This is a genomic window from Mesorhizobium sp. M0227 (assembly GCF_040321855.1).
GTDB lineage: Bacteria > Pseudomonadota > Alphaproteobacteria > Rhizobiales > Rhizobiaceae > Mesorhizobium.
In genome coordinates, this window is record NZ_JAMYSJ010000003.1 from 288,769 (window position 1) to 307,367 (window position 18,599).

The 18,599-nt window shown below is 61.0% G+C and carries 20 protein-coding genes; 12 read left to right on the top strand and 8 right to left on the bottom strand.

Features of this window, described 5'->3' with window-relative positions:
* Positions 1 to 7 precede the first annotated feature (7 nt).
* From phoB to NKJ00_RS07050, 4 genes are all read left to right on the top strand, one after another.
* The gene (gene phoB / locus NKJ00_RS07035) at positions 8 to 697 is read left to right on the top strand and encodes a phosphate regulon transcriptional regulator PhoB (protein WP_010911896.1); all 690 of its coding nucleotides are present in this window, start codon (positions 8 to 10) and stop codon (positions 695 to 697) included.
* A gap of 463 nt (positions 698 to 1,160) precedes the next feature.
* The gene (eglC, locus tag NKJ00_RS07040) at positions 1,161 to 2,585 is read left to right on the top strand and encodes an endo-1,3-1,4-beta-glycanase EglC (protein ID WP_352442041.1); all 1,425 of its coding nucleotides are present in this window, start codon (positions 1,161 to 1,163) and stop codon (positions 2,583 to 2,585) included.
* A 44-nt stretch (positions 2,586 to 2,629) separates the two neighbouring features.
* Positions 2,630 to 4,387 (top strand): type I secretion system permease/ATPase, encoded by a 1,758-nt coding sequence (locus NKJ00_RS07045; protein WP_352629262.1) that lies wholly within the window; start codon positions 2,630 to 2,632, stop codon positions 4,385 to 4,387.
* A 3-nt stretch (positions 4,388 to 4,390) separates the two neighbouring features.
* Positions 4,391 to 5,710, top strand: a complete 1,320-nt coding sequence (locus tag NKJ00_RS07050; protein WP_128305025.1) for an HlyD family type I secretion periplasmic adaptor subunit — start codon at positions 4,391 to 4,393, stop codon at positions 5,708 to 5,710.
* A gap of 33 nt (positions 5,711 to 5,743) precedes the next feature.
* Here NKJ00_RS07050 and NKJ00_RS07055 read toward each other — a convergent pair whose 3' ends face one another.
* Complete coding sequence (locus tag NKJ00_RS07055) at positions 5,744 to 6,988, bottom strand: ROK family protein (protein ID WP_352629264.1); 1,245 nt, start codon at positions 6,986 to 6,988, stop codon at positions 5,744 to 5,746.
* A 269-nt stretch (positions 6,989 to 7,257) separates the two neighbouring features.
* Between NKJ00_RS07055 and xylF the strand changes: the two genes are divergently transcribed.
* The 4 genes from xylF to NKJ00_RS07075 all read left to right on the top strand — a co-directional run bounded on the left by xylF (position 7,258) and on the right by NKJ00_RS07075 (position 12,364).
* A complete protein-coding gene (gene xylF, locus NKJ00_RS07060) occupies positions 7,258 to 8,298 on the top strand; it encodes a D-xylose ABC transporter substrate-binding protein (RefSeq protein WP_023810990.1) in 1,041 nt (346 codons plus the stop codon).
* A gap of 145 nt (positions 8,299 to 8,443) precedes the next feature.
* A complete protein-coding gene (locus NKJ00_RS07065) occupies positions 8,444 to 9,796 on the top strand; it encodes a sugar ABC transporter permease (RefSeq protein WP_023810991.1) in 1,353 nt (450 codons plus the stop codon).
* 11 nt (positions 9,797 to 9,807) lie between these two features.
* Complete coding sequence (locus NKJ00_RS07070) at positions 9,808 to 10,608, top strand: ATP-binding cassette domain-containing protein (RefSeq protein WP_023810992.1); 801 nt, start codon at positions 9,808 to 9,810, stop codon at positions 10,606 to 10,608.
* Positions 10,609 to 10,735: 127 nt separating this feature from the next.
* Positions 10,736 to 12,364 (top strand): CHASE domain-containing protein, encoded by a 1,629-nt coding sequence (locus NKJ00_RS07075; RefSeq protein WP_128305027.1) that lies wholly within the window; start codon positions 10,736 to 10,738, stop codon positions 12,362 to 12,364.
* Positions 12,365 to 12,460: 96 nt separating this feature from the next.
* On the opposite strand, the gene NKJ00_RS07080 is transcribed toward NKJ00_RS07075, so the two are convergent.
* The 6 genes from NKJ00_RS07080 to NKJ00_RS07105 form a co-directional block, all read right to left on the bottom strand.
* Positions 12,461 to 12,706, bottom strand: coding sequence for a YMGG-like glycine zipper-containing protein (locus NKJ00_RS07080; protein WP_023810994.1), 246 nt, complete (start codon positions 12,704 to 12,706; stop codon positions 12,461 to 12,463).
* 83 nt (positions 12,707 to 12,789) lie between these two features.
* Positions 12,790 to 13,116, bottom strand: coding sequence for a hypothetical protein (locus NKJ00_RS07085; RefSeq protein ID WP_023810995.1), 327 nt, complete (start codon positions 13,114 to 13,116; stop codon positions 12,790 to 12,792).
* Between the two features lie 120 nt (positions 13,117 to 13,236).
* Complete coding sequence (locus tag NKJ00_RS07090; RefSeq protein ID WP_127295168.1) at positions 13,237 to 13,413, bottom strand: hypothetical protein; 177 nt, start codon at positions 13,411 to 13,413, stop codon at positions 13,237 to 13,239.
* Positions 13,414 to 13,542: 129 nt separating this feature from the next.
* Complete coding sequence (locus NKJ00_RS07095) at positions 13,543 to 14,574, bottom strand: sensor histidine kinase (protein ID WP_164893021.1); 1,032 nt, start codon at positions 14,572 to 14,574, stop codon at positions 13,543 to 13,545.
* A gap of 175 nt (positions 14,575 to 14,749) precedes the next feature.
* Entirely contained in the window at positions 14,750 to 14,917 is a 168-nt protein-coding gene (locus NKJ00_RS07100) for a DUF1328 domain-containing protein (protein WP_013529282.1), read from the bottom strand.
* Positions 14,918 to 15,088: 171 nt separating this feature from the next.
* Entirely contained in the window at positions 15,089 to 15,883 is a 795-nt protein-coding gene (locus tag NKJ00_RS07105) for a response regulator (RefSeq protein ID WP_023810997.1), read from the bottom strand.
* Positions 15,884 to 16,104: 221 nt separating this feature from the next.
* Here NKJ00_RS07105 and NKJ00_RS07110 point away from each other — a divergent pair, with 221 nt between their 5' ends.
* A complete protein-coding gene (locus tag NKJ00_RS07110) occupies positions 16,105 to 16,308 on the top strand; it encodes a NepR family anti-sigma factor (RefSeq protein WP_023810998.1) in 204 nt (67 codons plus the stop codon).
* Positions 16,309 to 16,311: 3 nt separating this feature from the next.
* Positions 16,312 to 16,863 carry an RNA polymerase sigma factor gene (locus tag NKJ00_RS07115; RefSeq protein ID WP_013529285.1) on the top strand — a complete coding sequence of 184 codons (552 nt, stop codon included), beginning with the start codon at positions 16,312 to 16,314 and terminating at the stop codon, positions 16,861 to 16,863.
* Between the two features lie 13 nt (positions 16,864 to 16,876).
* Here the strand turns inward: NKJ00_RS07115 and NKJ00_RS07120 are convergent, their stop codons facing one another.
* On the bottom strand, positions 16,877 to 17,188 hold the full coding sequence (locus NKJ00_RS07120) for a response regulator (protein WP_050592687.1): 312 nt from the start codon (positions 17,186 to 17,188) through the stop codon (positions 16,877 to 16,879).
* 205 nt (positions 17,189 to 17,393) lie between these two features.
* Between NKJ00_RS07120 and NKJ00_RS07125 the strand changes: the two genes are divergently transcribed.
* Together NKJ00_RS07125 and NKJ00_RS07130 are read left to right on the top strand one after the other, a co-directional pair.
* Complete coding sequence (locus NKJ00_RS07125) at positions 17,394 to 18,140, top strand: Crp/Fnr family transcriptional regulator (protein ID WP_023811000.1); 747 nt, start codon at positions 17,394 to 17,396, stop codon at positions 18,138 to 18,140.
* 126 nt (positions 18,141 to 18,266) lie between these two features.
* Entirely contained in the window at positions 18,267 to 18,593 is a 327-nt protein-coding gene (locus NKJ00_RS07130; RefSeq protein WP_023811001.1) for an ElaB/YgaM/YqjD family protein, read from the top strand.
* Positions 18,594 to 18,599 lie beyond the last annotated feature (6 nt).

Here is an 18,599-nt window from a genome sequence, read left to right on the forward strand (position 1 = left end):
CCAGCCGATGATCGCACCACGCATCATGGTGGTGGAGGATGAGGAGCCGCTAGGCGTGCTGCTCCGCTACAATCTTGAATCCGAAGGTTACCAGGTCGAGGTGGTGACGCGCGGCGACGAGGCCGAAATCCGGCTGCAGGAGAACGTTCCCGACCTTCTCGTGCTCGACTGGATGGTGCCGGCGGTTTCCGGCATCGAACTCTGCCGGCGCCTGCGAATGCGCCCAGAGACCGAGCGGCTGCCGATCATCATGCTGACCGCGCGAGGCGAGGAAAGCGACCGCGTGCGCGGCCTGTCGACCGGCGCCGACGACTATCTGGTCAAGCCGTTCTCGACGCCGGAGTTCATGGCCAGGGTCAAGGCGCTGCTGCGCCGGGCCAAGCCGGAAGTGCTGTCCAGCGTGCTAAAGGTCGGCGACATCGTGCTCGATCGCGAGTCGCACCGGGTCTATCGCAAGAAGAGCGAGATCCGGCTCGGGCCGACCGAATTCCGCCTGCTCGAATTCATGATGCGCCACCCCGGCCGCGTGTTCTCGCGCAGCCAGCTGCTCGACAATGTCTGGGGCGAGACGATTTACATCGACGAACGCACTGTCGACGTGCACGTCGGCCGGCTGCGCAAGGCGGTCAACAACGGCCGCATGCCTGATGTCATCCGCACCATCCGTGGGGCGGGTTACGCGATCAGGGAAGACTAGGTGGCTGTTCCGTCCCGATAGATCGTGACCGGGAAAACTCGATTAGCACGTGGTCGCCAACAGCCGCGAAGAGTGGAATGTTGCACTCGTCTCATCGATGGGGAGCGAGCACGTGACGCTTTGGCCCAAATGCGGTCATTCGAAACCTGATGAGGATGACCGCTCTTGGCGGTACGTCGCCATCTTGCCCGCAGACTCCGACCAGAAAGCCATGCAAGAATAAATTTGAGTTAACTTAGATATACGTTCGTTAAACGACGTGTGTTCTGCATAAATATACGATTTTACTAAATTGCTTCAATTTACATTGAGCCATCACCTCCTTATTCATTATCCGCCTTCCGATTATTGCGGTCTCGGATCGAATGACGATTCCGTGGAACGATCTCGTTCCTTGCAGCGTTGCTTTGGGAGCGGTCGCCGGACCTTTGACCAGGTCGGACACCATGAGGAAGGATTTCTGATGAGCACGGTCTTAAACGCCAAAGGCATCCCTCTTGCCTACACCGGCGCTTCCACTCATTGGTTCTCGGCCACCGGGTCTGGACCGGAACTGCATGGCACCTCCGGCAACGACTCCTTCTGGGGAGACACCGGCGTCACTGTCACGATCCACGGTGGCGCCGGCGACGACTACTATCATCTCTATTCCACCAACAACAAGGTGGTCGAGGATCCTGGGGCAGGGATCGACACGATCGACACATGGATGAGCTACAAGCTCCCTGACAATTTCGAGAACCTCGTCGTTACCGGCACCAACCGATTTGCGTTCGGAAATGCGTTGGACAACATCATCAAGGGCGGGTCAGGTCACCAGACGCTGGATGGCGGCAAGGGAAATGATGTCCTGATCGGCGGCGATGGCGCCGATACTTTCGCCATCTCCAAAGGTAATGGAAGCGATCTTATCTTCGATTTCGGTGCGACCGATGCGCTCCGCCTTAACGGCTACGATTTCACTTCGTTCGATGCCGTCCGTTCACAGATGGTCCAAGTGGAATCGAACGTGATGCTGAACCTCGGATCCGACGAAATCCTGGTGTTCAAGAATACGACCATCGACAAGCTGCAGCCCACCCAGTTCGAACTTCCGATAGACAAGTCCGCAATGACGCTGTCCTTCTCCGACGATTTCAACACGCTGAGCCTTCGGGACGGGCAGGACGGCACCTGGAATTCCAATTTCTGGTGGGGAGCGCCGAACGGCAGCACGTTGAGCAGCAATGGTGAGTTGCAGTGGTATATCGACGCCAATTATGGCCCGACGAGTTCGGTCCATCCGTTCAGCGTTGAGAACGGCGTCCTCACCATCACCGCCGCGCAGGCGCCGGAGGACATCAAGCCTCTGATCAACAACTACGAATACACCTCGGGGATCCTGACGACCCACGACACCTTCTCGCAAACCTACGGCTATTTCGAAATGCGGGCGGATCTTCCTGAAACAGCCGGAGCCTGGCCGGCGTTCTGGCTGCTTCCGGAGGACGGATCGTGGCCGCCGGAGCTGGACGTTGTCGAAACGCGCGGCCAGGACCCGAACACGCTCTACATGACGGCGCATTCCAATGAGACGGGAGCGCACACGAAGGTTTCGTCAACGGTGAACGTTGCGGATACCGACGGTTTCCACACCTATGGCCTGCTCTGGACGAAGGATGAGCTTGTCTGGACCTACGATGGTGTAAAGGTCGCTCAAGCAGCGACGCCGGCCGACATGCACGATCCCATGTATATGCTGGCCAATCTCGCGGTGGGCGGCATTGCCGGCCAGCCTCCTGACCATCTGGCTACGCCAGCGGAGATGAAGATCGACTACATCCGCGCCTATACGCTGGACGACCTGCAGCACCACCCCTTGGACATCGCCGGCGACCATTCGGTCTAAGCGACGCCCTTATGTTGGGGCCATGAGCCGTTAGGAGCGCGGGAATGATTGCACGGTCTGATCTGCGGGCAGTCTTGAGGCGCGCCATCGCCGATGTCGGTGTTTTTTCGTTCCTCATCAACATCCTGCTATTGGTGATCCCCCTTTATCTGTTGCAGGTCTATGACCGCGTCCTGCCTTCCTCCAGCGTCGAGACGCTTCTTTACCTCTCTGCTATCGCGGTTCTCGCACTCGCCTTTCTCGGTCTCCTCGATGCGGTCCGCTCCGTTTACACGCAGCGCGTTGCAGCCATTGTCGACAACAGACTGGGCGCGAGGACATTCGCCGTCTCGCTGGAGGCTAAGTACGCCGGGGGAGCAGCCCTGCCTCCACTGCGCGACCTTGCCTCGGTATGCGCCTTCATCAGGTCACGTGGCGCGGCGGTCTTGTTCGACCTGCCGTTTGCTCCGTTCTTCCTCGCCCTGCTGTACCTCATCCATCCTTTGCTGTTCTGGCTTACGCTGGCGGGATCTGGTCTGTTGCTTGCGCTGGTCGTGGCAAATCAGTTTGCCATCGGCAAGAATGATGCCTTGTCGGCGGAACGCTCGGCTGTTGCCAGCCTGTCGGAGCAGGCCTTTGCCCGGAATGCAGAGACGCTGCGCGCCATGGGCATGATCCAAAACGCCGCGCGAGTGTGGGGAAGGCACGTGGCGGAGGCGCTAGTCCTGCATGACCGTTCGTCGATGGCCAACGCGATTTTCAGTGGAACGTCGCGAGCCGTACGCATGATGCTTCAGCTAGCAATACTGGGTGTCGGAGCATGGCTCGTGCTGCAAGGGAAGATGACGGCCGGCATGATCTTCGCGTCTTCCCTGGTGTCGTCCCGTGCGCTGCAGCCGCTCGACCAACTGATCGGGTCATGGCGGCAGATCGTCGACGCCAGACGATCGTGGAAGCGTTTGGACAAGGCGTTTTCCGCCCATCCGGCGCATGCGCAAAAACTGACCTTGCCGGACCCGTCCGGCGAAATTGTCGTGCAGGGCCTCATCTTTGTCGCGCCGAACGCCACACCCGGCACCGAACCCATCATCAAGAGACTGAACTTCCGCATCGGCGCAGGCGAAGCGGTGGCGATAATAGGTCCGAGCGGAGCCGGCAAGTCCACCCTGGCAAGATTACTTGTCGGTGCGATTCAGGCAACCAGCGGCTGCGTCAGGATTGATGGCGCCGATCTCAGAACCTGGGACGAGAAGCAGCTTGGCCGGCATATCGGATATCTCGCTCAGGAGGTGGAGCTCTTTCCCGGATCGATCGCGGAAAATGTCGCCCGCTTTGAACCCGATGCGAATGACGCCTCTATCGTCGAGGCAGCAAAGAATGCCCGGGCGCATGAGCTGATACTGGAGCAGCGAGACGGCTATCAGACCAGAATAGGTTCGTCGGACAGAACACTGTCGGGCGGCGAACGCCAAAGGATCGGGCTGGCGCGCGCTTTTTACGGCAATCCGCATGTTCTCGTTCTGGATGAGCCCAGTACCCATCTCGACGGCAGCGGCGAAGCCGCGCTCGAAGAAGTGCTTGCCGCCGCGAAAGCGGCGGGCGTTACGACAATCGTGATAACGCACCGCCCTTCGGTCGCCGCAGCCTGCGACCGCGTGATGCTTCTACGCAGCGGAGTGATCGAAGCCTTCGGTCCAAGCGGCGACGTGATGCGGCAGCCAATCGCCGGCATCGGCCTTGCCCCACAGCGCAGCATGGCGGTGACAGGGTCTTTTGCAACGACGAACCGCGGCACCCCTCATAGTGTCCGCTTTGGATCGTAGAAGATGACAGCACAGAGCCTCGTCCGGGAAGGCACAGCACGCACCGACATTCGCCGGGTGGCATTCGCCGGATACGCGGCAATGGCGATATTGATGGGTTGCTTTGGCTATTGGGCGGTCAGTGCACCGTTGTCCGGCGCGGTCATCACGCAAGGCACAATCTCGGCGACAGGCGGGAACATCCTCATCCAGCATCCCGAGGGCGGCATCATCCAAGAGTTGCTCGTCCATGAGGGTGATCGGGTGCAACAGGCCCAGGAACTGATCCTGCTGGATCGAACAGCCGCGCAAGCCGAACTCAACCGGCTGACGAGACAGTCGATCGCGTTGAAGGCCAGCGCCTCGCGGCTGGAGGCGGAACGCGACGGGTTGGATCGGCTTGCGCCAATCACAGAGGCTGCGCCGGCACCGTTCCAACACAATTTCGAGGTCCTGGTTCAAGAACAGCAGAAGGAATTCAACGCCAGGCTCGCCCGATTTCGATCGGAACAATCGATCCTCAGGCAACGGGTTGCCATGCATCGCCAGTCTGTTGTCGGATTGCAGGCCCAGAAACAGGCCATTGAGCAACAGGCCGAAGTCGTGAAGAAAGAACTCGGCATCAAGACCAGCCTTTTGGACAAGGGCCTCACCAATCGCACTGAATATTCACAGCTTTTGCGTAGCGAGGCCGATCTCGTCGGGCAGGCAGGGGCGCTGGAGGCAAATCTTGCATCGGCCAACACCCAGATCGTCGAAGCCCAGGAGCAGATAGAGCGCCTGACCACGCAACGCGTGGAGGAAGCCCTGACGAAACTCGACGAGGTACGTTCTTCGCTGGCTGACATTGACGAACAGATGCGGGCATCCGAGGCAGTGCTGCGGCGGACGACGATCAAGGCGCCGGCGGCGGGCATCGTGGTATCGTCCACCTACAATTCCAAGGGCAGCGTGATTGCCCCCGGCGAGAAGATCATGGAGATTCTGCCTACGGCATCGGGCTTGATCGTCGATGCACGGCTGCCGCCGAAAGACATTGACCAGGTTCGTGTCGGCCAGCCGGCAAGACTGCGACTATCAGCGTTGAACATGCGGCTCACCCCTGAGATTTCAGCCATGGTGACACAGGTTTCCGCAGATCGGCTTATCGATCAGGCTACGCATGAACCCTATTTCCGCGCCAAGCTGAAGATTGCCGCCAACTTGCCGCCCGGCGTGAAAGCGGAGCAGCTTTACCCTGGAATGCCGGTAGAAGCGTTCATCAGCACCGGCGAACGGACTTTCTTCGAGTATCTCGTACGGCCGATGCGCGATTCCTTCGCGCGCGCTTTCAAGGAGCGGTAGATGTTGCGGACCGCGCAATTTTGACCCTGGTCCTCACGCCACGCTCTTTCCGGCGCTCCCTCTCGCCTGCACGCCCGGCGCAAAAATCTCTTGATCGACGAAGATCAGTGCCCGCATGGCGCAGCCTTCGCGGATCAGTGGCAGTTCGTTCGGCTCGGTGTCGAAGGAAATCGATTTTGAGTGCTGGCCACCGGCGGTCTGGGCAATCGCCTCGCGCAGTGCCGGCTCTATCAGGTCGAAGGCGGCCGCGCTGACGCCGACCATGGCAACGGGCGCCGGATCGATCAGCGCGAACAGGCTGCCGAGGCCGTAGCCGAGCGCTTCGCCAGCCTTGCGATAGGCTTCCCGTTCGGGTCCGTCACCTTCGCGGGCCGCGGCAGCCAGGGCGCGCATGTCGGCGTCGCTGACATCGGCGACGGGTTCTGCATCCTCGCCCATCTGCCTGGCGTTGCGCCAGATGGCGTAATTGCCCGCATAGGCTTCGACGCAGCCGCGCCGTCCGCAGCGGCAGAGCGCGCCGTTCGGCCGATGGATCATGTGGCCGAATTCGCCGCCCGAGGAATGGGTGCCGGTGAACAATTCGCCCTTCAGCACCAGGCCCATGCCGATGCCGTGCGACAAAAGGATAGCGATGAAATCGTCGCGGTAACGATCGGGGTCGCGCCACCGCAGCGCCACCGCCATCATGTTGCAGTCGTTCTCCATTATGGCGGGGATGCCGAACGCCTCTTCGAATATGTCAGCGAAGGCGATATCGGTGTGCGGCGTGATCGGCGACCACAGCATGGCGCGGGCACGGGTGTCGGTAATGCCCTGGATCGCCAGCGCGATGCGGGCGATGCTGCGCACGTCCAGGTCGGGATCTGCCAGGCGGCGCCGCACGATTGCCGTGCATTCACCGATCAGCGACTCGCGCGACATCGTCAGCGTGTCCAGCCGGCGCTGTTCCTCGGATACTACCTGGCCGGCATAGTCGATGACGGCGACGGAGAGGAAGTTCAGCGACAGCACCACGGTCATTACCGCGGCCGCTTCCGGATTGAGGCTGAGGCCGACCTGCGGCCGGCCGCGTTTGAGCGAGCCGGCCTCGCTCGGCTTGCTTTCGGTCAGGATGCCTTCGACGATCAAGTCGGAGGAAATCGCCGAGATGGTCGAATGGCTGAGGCTTGTGGTCGCGGCGATTTCGGTGCGGGACGGTTGTCCGGCCTGGCGCACGGCCGCAATTACCATCGCCCGGTTGCGGCGACGCAGATCGTCGTGGCGGATTCCGACCGACATGTTCTTTCACGTCCTCCCGGTCGCCGCGGTTCTTCCTGCCCTGGAACGCTGTCGGTGACGCAGGTAAATACTGGCAGAAGCTGCACGCCCTGTCATTTATTTATTCCGAGACTCGAAAAAAACTCGAAATGACATCAAAATCCATCAGAATCGATGTTGACAGCGTTCGGACGTTGGCCCAGTGTTTTTTCGAGGCTCGAAAAAATAGGGCTTCTGTGCCGGCCCTCGGGTCAGTTTGGTCGCGCCATACGCGGCGCAGGGAGGATAATATGAAAAGATTCACAGCCGCCATCCTGGCGGGTGCCGCCATGTCGCTGACGCTCGCGTCTGTCGCGCAGGCGAAGGACAAGGTCGTCGGCGTTTCGTGGTCCAATTTCCAGGAAGAGCGTTGGAAGACCGACGAGGCCGCCATGAAGACGGCGATCGAGGCCGCCGGCGACAAGTACATCTCCGCCGATGCGCAGTCCAATCCCGGCAAGCAGCTCACCGATGTCGAAAGCCTGATTTCGCAGGGCGCCAATTCGCTGATCATCCTGGCGCAGGACGCCTCGGCCATCGGCCCTGCGGTGCAGAAGGCGCTGGACGAAGGCATTCCGGTCGTCGGCTATGACCGGTTGATCGAAAACAAGGACGTCTTCTATCTGACCTTCGACAACAAGGAAGTCGGCCGCATGCAGGCCCGCGAAGTGTTCAAGGTCAAGCCGGAAGGCAACTACGTCTTCATCAAGGGCTCCGGTGCCGATCCCAATGCCGACTTCCTGTTCTCGGGCTCGATGGAAGTGCTCAAGGAAGCCATCGACAGCGGCAAGATCAAGAATGTCGGCGAAGCCTACACGGATGGCTGGCTGCCCGCCAACGCCCAGAAGAACATGGAACAGTTCCTGACCGCCAACGACAACAAGGTCGACGCGGTGGTCGCGGCCAATGACGGCACCGCCGGTGGCGTCGTCGCGGCGCTGACGGCGCAAGGCCTTGCCGGCACAGTGCCGGTCTCGGGTCAGGACGGCGACCACGCCGCGCTGAACCGTATCGCGCTCGGCACGCAGACCGTTTCGGTATGGAAGGACGCGCGTGAGCTCGGCAAGACCGCCGCCGAGATCGCTTCGCAGCTCGCAGACGGCAAGAAGACCGGCGACATTGCCGGCGCCAAGGACTTCACGACGCCGGGTGGCAACACCGTCAAGTCGCTGTTCCTGACCCCGATTGCCATCACCAAGGACAATCTCAACCTCGTCATCGACGCTGGCTGGATCAAGAAGGAAGAAGTCTGCACGGGCGTCGCTGCCGGCACCGTCGCGGCCTGCAACTAAAAGCTGGCTTGTGCCTGCATTCTCAACGCCGCGGCCCAAAAGCCGCGGCGTTTTCTCAAAAACTTTTGTGTTTCCGCATCATGCGGATAGCTTCTAGGCTGGGCTCCGGCATGCGCGTCAGACGGCCAGTCGGTGGGAGGAAATCATGACCGATACGACGTCCAACCCACAGGCCGATACGGCGCGCGCGTCGGAACTCGGGGCCGTCGCCCGGTTCCTGAAGGCGACCGAGATCGACACCCGCATGCTCGGCATGATCGGTGCGCTGCTGGTCATCTGGATTGGGCTGCATGTCATTTCCAGCCTGCGCCTGGGCGTCAACCCGCTCGATTTCGACAGCCGCACCTTTCTCACGCCGCGCAATCTGTGGAACCTGTCGGTGCAGACATCCGCGGTTGCCATCATGGCCTGCGGCATGGTGCTGGTCATCGTCATGCGCAACATCGACCTGTCGGTCGGTTCCGCCGAGGGCCTGATCGGCATGGTAATGGGATTTGCTCAGGTTCATTTCCTGGTGCGCTTTGTCGGGCTCGAACTCGGCAATCCGTGGATCTGGGTCCTGGCGCTGGTCATCGGCCTGGCGCTTGGCCTGTTGATCGGCGCCTTTCAAGGCTTCGTCATCGCCTATCTCGAAGTGCCCGCCTTTATCGTGACGCTGGGTGGCCTGCTGGTCTGGCGCGGTGCGGCCTGGTGGGTCACGTCAGGCCAGACCGTGGCGCCGCTCGACGCCACCTTTCAGCTGATGGGCGGCGGGCCGGCGGGATCGATCGGCGCGACCTGGAGCTGGGTCGTCGGGATCGTCGCCTGCCTCGCCGTGGTGTTTGGGCTGTTCAACGGCCGGGTGCAGCGCAAGCGTTTCCGGTTTCCGCTACGTCCGATCTGGGCCGAGACGCTGCTCGGAGTCGTCACCTGCGGCGCCATCATGGGCGCGGTCTGGCTCGCCAATTCCTATCCCTGGCCGATCGGCATCGTGAACAGATATGCGGCCGCCAACAACATCACCCTTCCCGAAGGCGGCCTGTTCATCGCCCACGGTATCGCCATACCGGTGCTGATGGCGGTCGCCGTCGGGCTGGTCATGACCTTCATCACCAACCGCACCCGCTTCGGCCGCTATGTCTTTGCCATCGGCGGCAATCCCGAGGCGGCCAATCTCGCCGGCATCAACACGCGCTGGATCACCATGAAGGTGTTCATGATCATGGGCGTGCTGGCCACGATCGCCGCGGCAATCTCCTCGGCCCGGCAGAATTCGGCCACCAACGTGCTTGGAACGCTCGACGAACTGCTGGTCATTGCAGCCGCCGTAATCGGCGGCACGTCGCTTGCCGGCGGATCGGGAACGATCATCGGCGCCATGCTGGGCGCGCTGCTGATGCAGTCGCTGCAGTCCGGCATGGTGCTGCTCGGCGTCGACTCGCCGCTGCAGAGCATCGTCGTCGGGGCCGTACTGGTCATCGCCGTGTGGCTCGACACCGTCTATCGCAAGCGCGTCTAGGAGGGCATGCCATGATTGACAAGACTGCTCCTGCAGCCACCGCGCTGATCGACATGAGGAACATCTCGATCGCGTTTGGCGGCATCCGCGCCGTCGACGACGCCTCGATCGATCTTTTCCCCGGCGAGGTCGTGGCGCTGCTCGGCCATAATGGCGCCGGCAAGTCGACATTGATCAAGATCCTGTCCGGCGCCTACAAGCGCGATTCGGGCCAGATCTTCGTCAACGGCGAGGAGGCATCGATCTCCAATCCACGCGACGCCAAGAAATATGGCATCGAGACGATCTACCAGACGCTGGCGTTGGCCGACAATGTCGATGCCGCCGCCAATCTGTTCCTCGGCCGCGAGCTGATGACCGCCTGGGGCACGCTCGACGACGTTGCCATGGAGGCCGAGGCGCGCAAGGTGATGGGTCGGCTCAATCCCCGGTTCCAGCGCTTCAAGGAGCCGGTGATCAAGCTGTCGGGCGGCCAGCGGCAATCGGTGGCGATCGCGCGTGCGATCCTGTTCAACGCCCGCATCCTGATCATGGACGAGCCGACGGCGGCGCTTGGTCCGCAGGAAACGGCGCAGGTCGGCGAACTGGTCAAGCAGCTCAAGTCCGACGGCATCGGCATCTTCCTGATCAGCCACGACATCCACGATGTGTTCGAGCTTGCCGACCGGGTCTGCGTCATGAAGAACGGCCAGGTCGTCGGCACCGCCCGCACCACCGATGTCACCCAGGACGAGGTGCTGGGGATGATCATTCTGGGCAAATGCCCGCCGGGCGCCATTCCCGGACCGGGCGCGCTGAAGATAGCGGCCTGAGATCGAGCCAGATCGCGGTTGCCGGACACGTGATATGCCAGCCGTAAGGATGGCTTGGCCTTGGCATTGTGTTGGCACGGCGACTTGCCCATAAAGGTCCGACATTGCTCAGGGACCGCACGATCCGTTGAAGAAGCTTTTTCCGATCATCGCCTTTATCGCCGTCGCGCTGATCAGCATGGTGATGGCAGGTTTTGCCTATTTCGCCACGCAGGAAGCCGCGCGCATCAAGTTCGAGGCGACTGCCGACGATGCGCTCAACCGGATCGAGAGCCGCATCGACCTGCATCTGTCGCTGCTGCGCTCAACGCAGGCCCTGTTCGACGCCCGCAATGGCGATATTTCTCGCAATGAGTTCAAGGCGTTCTTCAACGCGCTCGATGTCGACAAGAATTTCGCCGGCTTGCGCGGTATCGGCTTCCTCAGGCTGGCAAAGGCGGGCGACGAGGCGACGGTCGAACGCGATATGCTGCACGATTATGGCGACAGTCATCCAATCTATCCGGATACCACTCAACCCTGGCGCACCCCTATCGTGCTGTTCGAACCGCTGGATCCATCCAATCAAGCCGGCATCGGCTATGACATGTTCAGCGAACCGGCGCGGCGTGTGGCGATCGAAAAGGCGATGTCCGACGACCAGCAGCACGCCAGCGGGCTGGTGCAATTGGGCCAGGACACGGGCGCCGCGCAGACGTTCACCGGCTTCTTCGTTTTCGTGCGGCTCAATGTCGAAACCGCTCCCGACGTCATCAATGCTTCGAGATCCTCGACGGCCGGTTTTCTCTATGCGGCCTTTCGGGCTCGCGATCTGTTCCAGACCGCGCTCAGCCGGTCGCCGTTGCTGCCGGTCAACACCGAAATCTATGATGGCGATGGTGCCGTGAACGGCGATAATCTGCTGTTCCGGTCGGAGACGCCGCCGGCGTCGACTTTCGGCGACAGGCTGCTGGTCACCCGAAAGATCATCGTCGCCGGACGGCCGTGGACTGTCCTGTTCCGGCCGACAAGCGCCTTCTCGCAGCCGTCGTCGCGCGCCATTCCGGTGATGCTGGGGCTGTTCGGCCTGCTGTTGGCGGGCGCCATCGCGCTGGTGGCGCGCTATCAGGAGCGGGCCTATGAGGCAGCGTCGCGATTGCACGAAACGACGGAAAAGAGCCTGATCGAAAAAGACCTGATGCTGCAGGAGATGAAGCATCGCATCAAGAATTCGATTACCAGGGTGCTGGCTATCGCGCGCCAGACGGCGTCGCGGGCTACCGACGTCAACGAGTTTTCCGCATCCTTCTCGGCCAGGCTGCAGGCGATGGCGGCGTCCCAGGATATGCTGACGCGCTCGCGCTGGCAGAAGGCCGATCTTGGCGATCTCCTGCGCATCGAGCTGGGTCAGGTGTTCGGCAAGGAGCTACCCGATGAGCTGTTGTCGGGACCACAGGTGCTGCTCGACGAAACCACGACGCAAGCGCTCGGCCTGACCTTCCACGAACTGGCGACGAATGCGCTGAAATACGGCGAAGCCGGCAATTCCGTCGGCGCGCTGAAAGTGGACTGGTCGGTCGAAGGGCGCGGGCGCGACAGGACGCTGGCTCTCAATTGGCGCGAAAACGGGCAGACGAAACTCGAAGCGCCAGCCAAGACCGGATTCGGCACCAAGCTGATCGATCTCAACGTGACGCGCGAACTGCGCGGTACGATTAAACGCGATTACCAGGCCAATGGGCTGAACGTGGAAATCAAAATTCCACTCGCCAACTGAGCGCGACCTTCACCCGAAAAGGATCAAGCGTCCAGACATGAAAAATCCGAAGGCCAGCGGACCGGCCTCCGGATCGACGTTTCGATGATCGCCGAATTAGTTGCAGCGAGCCGTGTAGATCCGGCCGCGATGATCGCGATATTGGCAATAGCCGTTGCGCAGATTGCGCACCAGCAGGCCGGAACCGGCACCAACGGCCGCGCCGATCAGCGCACCCTTGCCGCCGCCGACCAAGCCGCCGACACCGGCGCCGATCAAGCCGCCGCCAACCACGTCCTGCTCGGTCGAGGTGCAGCCGCTGACGGCAACCACCGCAACCAGTGCAATAATCATCTTCCGCATAGAGTCACTCCTCACTTTTTGTCCTCACTTGGTAAAGCTCCAGCTGCCATTTAGCATGAAATGACGGCCTTTGCTGCTGCAATCTATTGTTGGTGAAGATAGTCTTTTTCTGGGCGTGCCGCGTTCGACGCCATTACGAGGCTGGAAATTGCCAAAGACGCGTCAAGCGTACCATCGGCGCGCACATTCCAGACGATCTTATCATAGTCGTCTTCAAGCGCCGGATCGACGGCAAGGCATTTGGCGACGATGTTGTCAGCCTGCCCTTGCACGTCGCCCAAGGCGAACGGGCGTTCGGCCACGCATTGCTCGGCGCTCGCGAAAACGCTTCTGGGCACCTGGAGTTCACGGCAGTCGGCCATCGTGTTCGAGCAACCGATGACCAGCAGCAATGCAGCGATATGTTCCATGGCGGGAAGTCCTCTCGCCATAGTAACGGTCTACATTCGCCAAAGTTCCTGGCTCGCTGGGCCGGGCAGGGAAGTAAGAGGGCGACAATCGATTCTGTCACCGGCCGAAACGAGCTGGCCTCAGACCAATTGGTACAGGGCGACCACCGCGATCACGGCCAGCAGGCCCAGCGCGACAAGGCGCAAGGCCCCATTGGGAACAGGGGCCAGCGGTGGCGCGGATGCCTCGGAGTCCTCAAACTCGCCCATGGAAATCCGGGCGGCCTGCTCCAGTCTGTTCATGTCGGCAACCGTCAAGGCATTCCTCCCGCACCATGCTGCAATCCTGCTGCGGAAATGTTCGGTGATGCAACAAGTTCCAGCGGTATCTGGGAAAAACAGCATCTGCTTTTATGGTGAACAGCTGGTTAAGGAAGCTCGGGTCGCTCAATCCGTCTCGAAATTGCCGTGCGGAACGACAAGGCGGTACTCGAGACGGCCAGCCGCGATTTCGAGCGTCGCCGTTCCGTTCAGCGACGTCGGCACGACCCGTTCGAGTGCGACGCTGCCGAAGCGCTTCTCGCTACGCCTAACATCACTGGCTCCGATTGCCTCGGCCCATGTCAGGGACAGGGAGGTTCCCGTGTCGGCGGCGGTCAGGTTAGCTGTAACATCGACGAATCCATCGGGCCGCGACAGGGCGCCATAGCTCACCGAATTGACGGCGAGTTCATGCATCGCAAGGCCGATATGCAGGGCAGCGTTGGGATTGAGATAGGGGTTTGCCCCCTGAAATCTCAGGCTGCGAACCGGATCGCCGCCGTAGCGGCCCACCTGGCCCGATACGAGTTCGCGAAGTGCTGCACCCCGCCAGTTGGAAGAGGTCACGAGATCTTGGGACGAAGCCAGCGATTGCAGCCGGCCGCGAAAGCGTGTCAGGAAATCGCCGATGCTGTCGGAGTAGCGACCGGTCTGGGTGGCTATGCTCTGGATGATCGCCAGCAGGTTTTTGGAGCGATGGCTTACCTCCCGCAACAGCGTCGTCAGGGTCTGCTCGCGGCGCTTTTGCTCGGTCGTCTCGACCATTGTGGTGACGACGCCTTGCACCGTGCCGCCGTCGCCGTGGTCGGCATCGATCCAGACCTCAAACCAGCGGCTGCCATCCTCGACGGGAACGCTGATCTCGAGACGTTGGGGGTTGCCGGATGCAATGACGTCGCGCTTGGCCGCGCCGATGCGGTCGGCCTGCGCCTCCGGCAGAATACCGATGCTGTCGGTGGTGTCCGAAACCCAGGGCGCACGCATGTTGCGCGCCCATACGGTTTTCATCTCGCGATCCTGGTAGAGAACGGAAATGCCGGCATTGTGCAACGCGTGAAGAAGGGCGCGGCCGAGCTGCATGCCGCTTTCGGCAGGATGGAGGGCGATGACTTCATCGCTTTGCACGTCGTCCTTCCTGTTTCCGGTCCTGGAACCCATCGGCCAAACTGTCCACCCAATTCAGGCTGAACGGCTCACCGGTAAATGGGTTCCAAACAGGTTTCCCGAACCCGCCGCCAAAAACGGTCCGCCGGACGGCGTCCTTTAGGACACCGCCCGGCGGTGGCTGGAAACCGTTTGAGGGGTGCGGCTTCCAGTGTTCGGCCGTTGGTCGTTACGAAGCCCGTTTGAACAGGCCCGCAAGAAGCGAAATGACCAGGAAAGCGAGGAAGATGAAAAACAATATCTGCGCTATGCCGGCAGATGTACCGGCGATGCCGCCGAAACCAAGCGCGCCGGCGATGATCGCAACGACGAGAAATACGAGCGCCCAGTAAAGCATGATGCATCTCCTTCGAATGCTGCGATAAAAACGTGGGTGGGTGCGGTTTGTTCCCACCCTTTGCCGAAAAAGACCGAGCTTGCAAATCGTTCAAGCAGGAAGCGCGCAGGAATTTCACCGTCGCCGCCCGCGTGCATCAGGCGGCACGATTACCACTTCCCCAATTCACGACTATGCGGCGGCTTTCGCCTGGCGGTCAAAGAACAGTGCCTGGCTGATCAGCGCCTTGACCATGTCGGGATTGAACGGCTTGGTGACCAGGAAGGCCGGTTCCGGCCGTTCGCCAGTCAAGAGGCGCTCGGGGAAGGCGGTGATGAAGATGACCGGCACCGACGTCGATGACAGGATCTCGTTCACGGCCTCGATGCCGGAACTGCCGTCGGCAAGCTGGATGTCGGCCAGCACCATCTTCGGCCGTGTCTTGCCGAACATCATCACTGCCTCGGCATGGGTGCGCGCCGTTCCAACGACGCGGTGCCCGAGGCTCTCTACCATTTCTTCGATATCCATGGCGATCAGCGGTTCATCCTCGATGATCAGGACGTCGGTTGCCACCTGACGGGATATCTCGTTGCTCGCTTGGGCAAGCAGCTCTGAAAACTCCTGGTCGCCGACGTCGAGGATCTCAGCCGCTTCGTCCTCGCTGAAGCCTTCGACAGCCACGAGCAGAAAGGCCTGACGAGGCCGCGGCGCGATCGCATTCAGATTGGCGGCGGTGCGCTGTTCCCACGCCGATTGCGCCTGCTCCTGTGGGACGCGGATGGCGACCGATGTGAACAGCTTGGCGAACACCTTGTACAGCGCGATGCGGTCGCTCGATGCTTCGGGAAATATTTCGATATCGGCGATGATGGCCTCGAGCATCGCGGCTACCAGCGCATCACCACTCTCTTGCGACCCGGAAACAGCCCGCGAGAAGCGGCGCAGGAAGGGCAGATGTGGTGCGATGGTGGCGGATAAGCTCATGGTAAGACGTCTCCCTCAGAATGACGTGATTGCATAGGTGCATAGGTCAAGCTGACTGCAAGCCCTGACGTTAACGCGGATTTTTTGAAAAAGTTCCGCCTCGACGGAACAAAAGCCGGGGAGTGGCGTTTGTGGTCGGGATGGGCGACCAGACGAGGGCGCCGCTTGCGTTGTGTTGAGTATGATAAGAGCGGCTTGAGCGCTGGGAATACAAGGGCAAAATGAAGGATATGACGAAAGATATTCTGGCTGGCGCCGAGAGCAGGCGCCGGAACGGTTCTGGTGACGCCCTTGGGCCGAACTCCGAAATCGGACGCAAACTCAAACAATATTACGACGCGCTGGTCTCCGACGATGTGCCGGATCGCTTTTCCCAGTTGCTTAGCCAGCTGGAACAGGCTGAACCCGCACAGAAGAAGGACTGAGGCATGGCCGCGGTCTCCCAAGGCTTCAAGACCGATCTGCTTGGGGCAATCCCAAGTCTGCGCGCGTTCGCCGTGTCGCTGACGCAAAATGCCGATAAAGCCGACGACCTCGTCCAGGAAACGCTCGTCAAGGCTTGGGACAAGCATGAGAGCTTCCAGCCCGGCACCAACCTCAAGGCCTGGCTTTTCACCATCCTGCGCAACGAGTTCTATTCGCAGATGCGCAAGCGCGGGCGCGAAGTGCAGGACAGCGACGGTATCATGACGGCCAGGCTTGCCGTTCATCCGGCTCAGCACGGCCAGCTTGACCTGAAGGATTTTCGTGGGGCGCTGGAACAATTGCCGGAGGACCAACGCGAAGCCATCATCCTCATCGGCGCGTCTGGTTTCTCCTACGAGGAGGCCGCCGAGATCTGCGGTTGCGCGGTGGGGACGATCAAGAGCCGCGTCAGCCGAGCCCGTACGCGCTTGCAGGAGATCCTGAAAATATCAGGCGAGGACGAGTATGGTCCGGACGCAATTTCGGCCCAGGTAACGAGCTCGCCGGCAAGCTGACCGCGATCGTGTCTCAAGCGCGTCCGCAGGCCGCGGCGACCGCTTGCACGAGGTCTTCACCCGAATAGGGTTTGCCAATCAGCCTGACGCCCGGAAACGATGCCTTGATCTCCTCTGCATCCGAATAGCCCGACGCAAACACGAAAGGTATGCCTGCCGCGCGCAGGCCGGAGGCGAAATCGATCGTCGAGACACCGCCCAGCATCAAGTCGACAATGGCTGCATCGAATCGCGTGGCGACCTCGCGGCCATCGACCTCGGTCAGGTCACGGGCGATCACCACCTCATCGGCGCCATGGTCGCGGCAAAGCTGCTCGACATCCATGGCGATCAGAAATTCGTCCTCCAGGACCAGAATCCGCAATCCGTCAAGCAATGTGGGCACAGGCAAAGACTCCTTGAAACGCCGGAGTCATGATCGCTAATTCGCTTGCTGTCATTTAAAAAAGACATGTGGCAAGCGGGCGGAATCTCAATCCTTGCAACGGGAAACGCGCTCCTCCAAGAGCGGGCTTTCGAAGGGGGTCGAAATGTCAGTCCAGAACAATAGCCAATATCCTTGCGAGAACTGCCCATTGCGGCCGTTGCCGATTTTCCGCGATTTCGAAAAACAGGAACTGGCCTTCATCAGCAAATTCAAGAAGGGCGAACTCGCAGTCGAAAAGGGTGGCACGGTGCTGGTGGAGGGAAGCCATAGCGCCCATCTCTACACCGTGCTCTCCGGCTGGGCGTTTCGCTACAAGTTGTTGCGGGACGGCCGCCGCCAAATCCTCAACTATCTCATGCCCGGCGATCTGATCGGCCTGCAAGGCAGTGTGATGGGCGAGATGCAGCATTCCGTAGAGGCACTGTCGCCGATGCTGCTGTGTGTTTTCGAGCGCGAATATCTGCATGAGCTGTACCGCAATCATCCCGGGCTGGCCTATGACATCACCTGGATCGCATCGCGTGAAGAGCGGATGCTGGACGAGAACCTGCTCAGCCTCGGGCGCCGCAGTGCGATCGAGCGCGCTGCCTATCTCATCGCCTTCATCGGCAGCCGCGCCAAGGTCGTTGGACTGAATGGCAACCAAACTGTCCAGATACCGATCACGCAGCAGCACATTGCCGATACGCTCGGCCTGTCGCTGGTTCACACCAACAAGACGATCCGCAAGCTGATGGATCGCAAGCTGATCGTCTGGCGCGACGGCGGCTGCGTGGTCTCCGACAATGAAGGCCTCAAGCGGCTCGCCGGCTGGGAAGGGCTGGGTGAAGCGCGCCGGCCATTAATCTGAGGAAGCGTCTCTTGCCGGAGCCGACGGACCGGTGCGCGCCGATGCGTTTTCGGCTACTTTGTCCCAATGCCGGAACCTTGAGGCGGGCAGCGCGTTTGAAACCAAGCAATCACAAGGAGTTAAGCCATGGCCACTGCCGCAGGAAAGACCGCAAACGACGCCCGTGCAAATGCGGACCTGGAAGCCGACATCAGGCAGTTGAAGGCCGACATCGACAAGCTCACCAAACAACTGGCCAAGACCGGCGAGCATGGTTATGGCACCGCGCGCCGCGCAGCCACGGAAGGGGTCGAGCAGTTGCGTGCGCAGGGCGAAGCAGCCTTTGACAGCCTGCGCAGCAATGCCAAGGACATCGAAGCGCAGATGATGGCAAGTGTACGCGAAAAGCCGGTGACGTCACTGGCGATCGCCGCCGGCGTCGGCTTCCTTTTCGCACTCATCGCGCGTCGCTAGTCGCTT

Excerpts from the sequence above, each read along its gene's own strand:
- phoB (WP_010911896.1), top strand. The coding sequence starts at position 8 with ATGATCGCACCACGCATCATGGTGGTGGAGGATGAGGAGCCGCTAGGC.
- eglC (WP_352442041.1), top strand. The coding sequence starts at position 1,161 with ATGAGCACGGTCTTAAACGCCAAAGGCATCCCTCTTGCCTACACCGGC.
- NKJ00_RS07045 (WP_352629262.1), top strand. The coding sequence starts at position 2,630 with ATGATTGCACGGTCTGATCTGCGGGCAGTCTTGAGGCGCGCCATCGCC.
- NKJ00_RS07050 (WP_128305025.1), top strand. The coding sequence starts at position 4,391 with ATGACAGCACAGAGCCTCGTCCGGGAAGGCACAGCACGCACCGACATT.
- NKJ00_RS07055 (WP_352629264.1), bottom strand. The coding sequence starts at position 6,988 with ATGTCGGTCGGAATCCGCCACGACGATCTGCGTCGCCGCAACCGGGCG.
- xylF (WP_023810990.1), top strand. The coding sequence starts at position 7,258 with ATGAAAAGATTCACAGCCGCCATCCTGGCGGGTGCCGCCATGTCGCTG.
- NKJ00_RS07065 (WP_023810991.1), top strand. The coding sequence starts at position 8,444 with ATGACCGATACGACGTCCAACCCACAGGCCGATACGGCGCGCGCGTCG.
- NKJ00_RS07070 (WP_023810992.1), top strand. The coding sequence starts at position 9,808 with ATGATTGACAAGACTGCTCCTGCAGCCACCGCGCTGATCGACATGAGG.
- NKJ00_RS07080 (WP_023810994.1), bottom strand. The coding sequence starts at position 12,706 with ATGCGGAAGATGATTATTGCACTGGTTGCGGTGGTTGCCGTCAGCGGC.
- NKJ00_RS07085 (WP_023810995.1), bottom strand. The coding sequence starts at position 13,116 with ATGGAACATATCGCTGCATTGCTGCTGGTCATCGGTTGCTCGAACACG.
- NKJ00_RS07095 (WP_164893021.1), bottom strand. The coding sequence starts at position 14,574 with ATGGGTTCCAGGACCGGAAACAGGAAGGACGACGTGCAAAGCGATGAA.
- NKJ00_RS07100 (WP_013529282.1), bottom strand. The coding sequence starts at position 14,917 with ATGCTTTACTGGGCGCTCGTATTTCTCGTCGTTGCGATCATCGCCGGC.
- NKJ00_RS07105 (WP_023810997.1), bottom strand. The coding sequence starts at position 15,883 with ATGAGCTTATCCGCCACCATCGCACCACATCTGCCCTTCCTGCGCCGC.
- NKJ00_RS07110 (WP_023810998.1), top strand. The coding sequence starts at position 16,105 with ATGAAGGATATGACGAAAGATATTCTGGCTGGCGCCGAGAGCAGGCGC.
- NKJ00_RS07115 (WP_013529285.1), top strand. The coding sequence starts at position 16,312 with ATGGCCGCGGTCTCCCAAGGCTTCAAGACCGATCTGCTTGGGGCAATC.
- NKJ00_RS07120 (WP_050592687.1), bottom strand. The coding sequence starts at position 17,188 with ATGGATGTCGAGCAGCTTTGCCGCGACCATGGCGCCGATGAGGTGGTG.
- NKJ00_RS07125 (WP_023811000.1), top strand. The coding sequence starts at position 17,394 with ATGTCAGTCCAGAACAATAGCCAATATCCTTGCGAGAACTGCCCATTG.
- NKJ00_RS07130 (WP_023811001.1), top strand. The coding sequence starts at position 18,267 with ATGGCCACTGCCGCAGGAAAGACCGCAAACGACGCCCGTGCAAATGCG.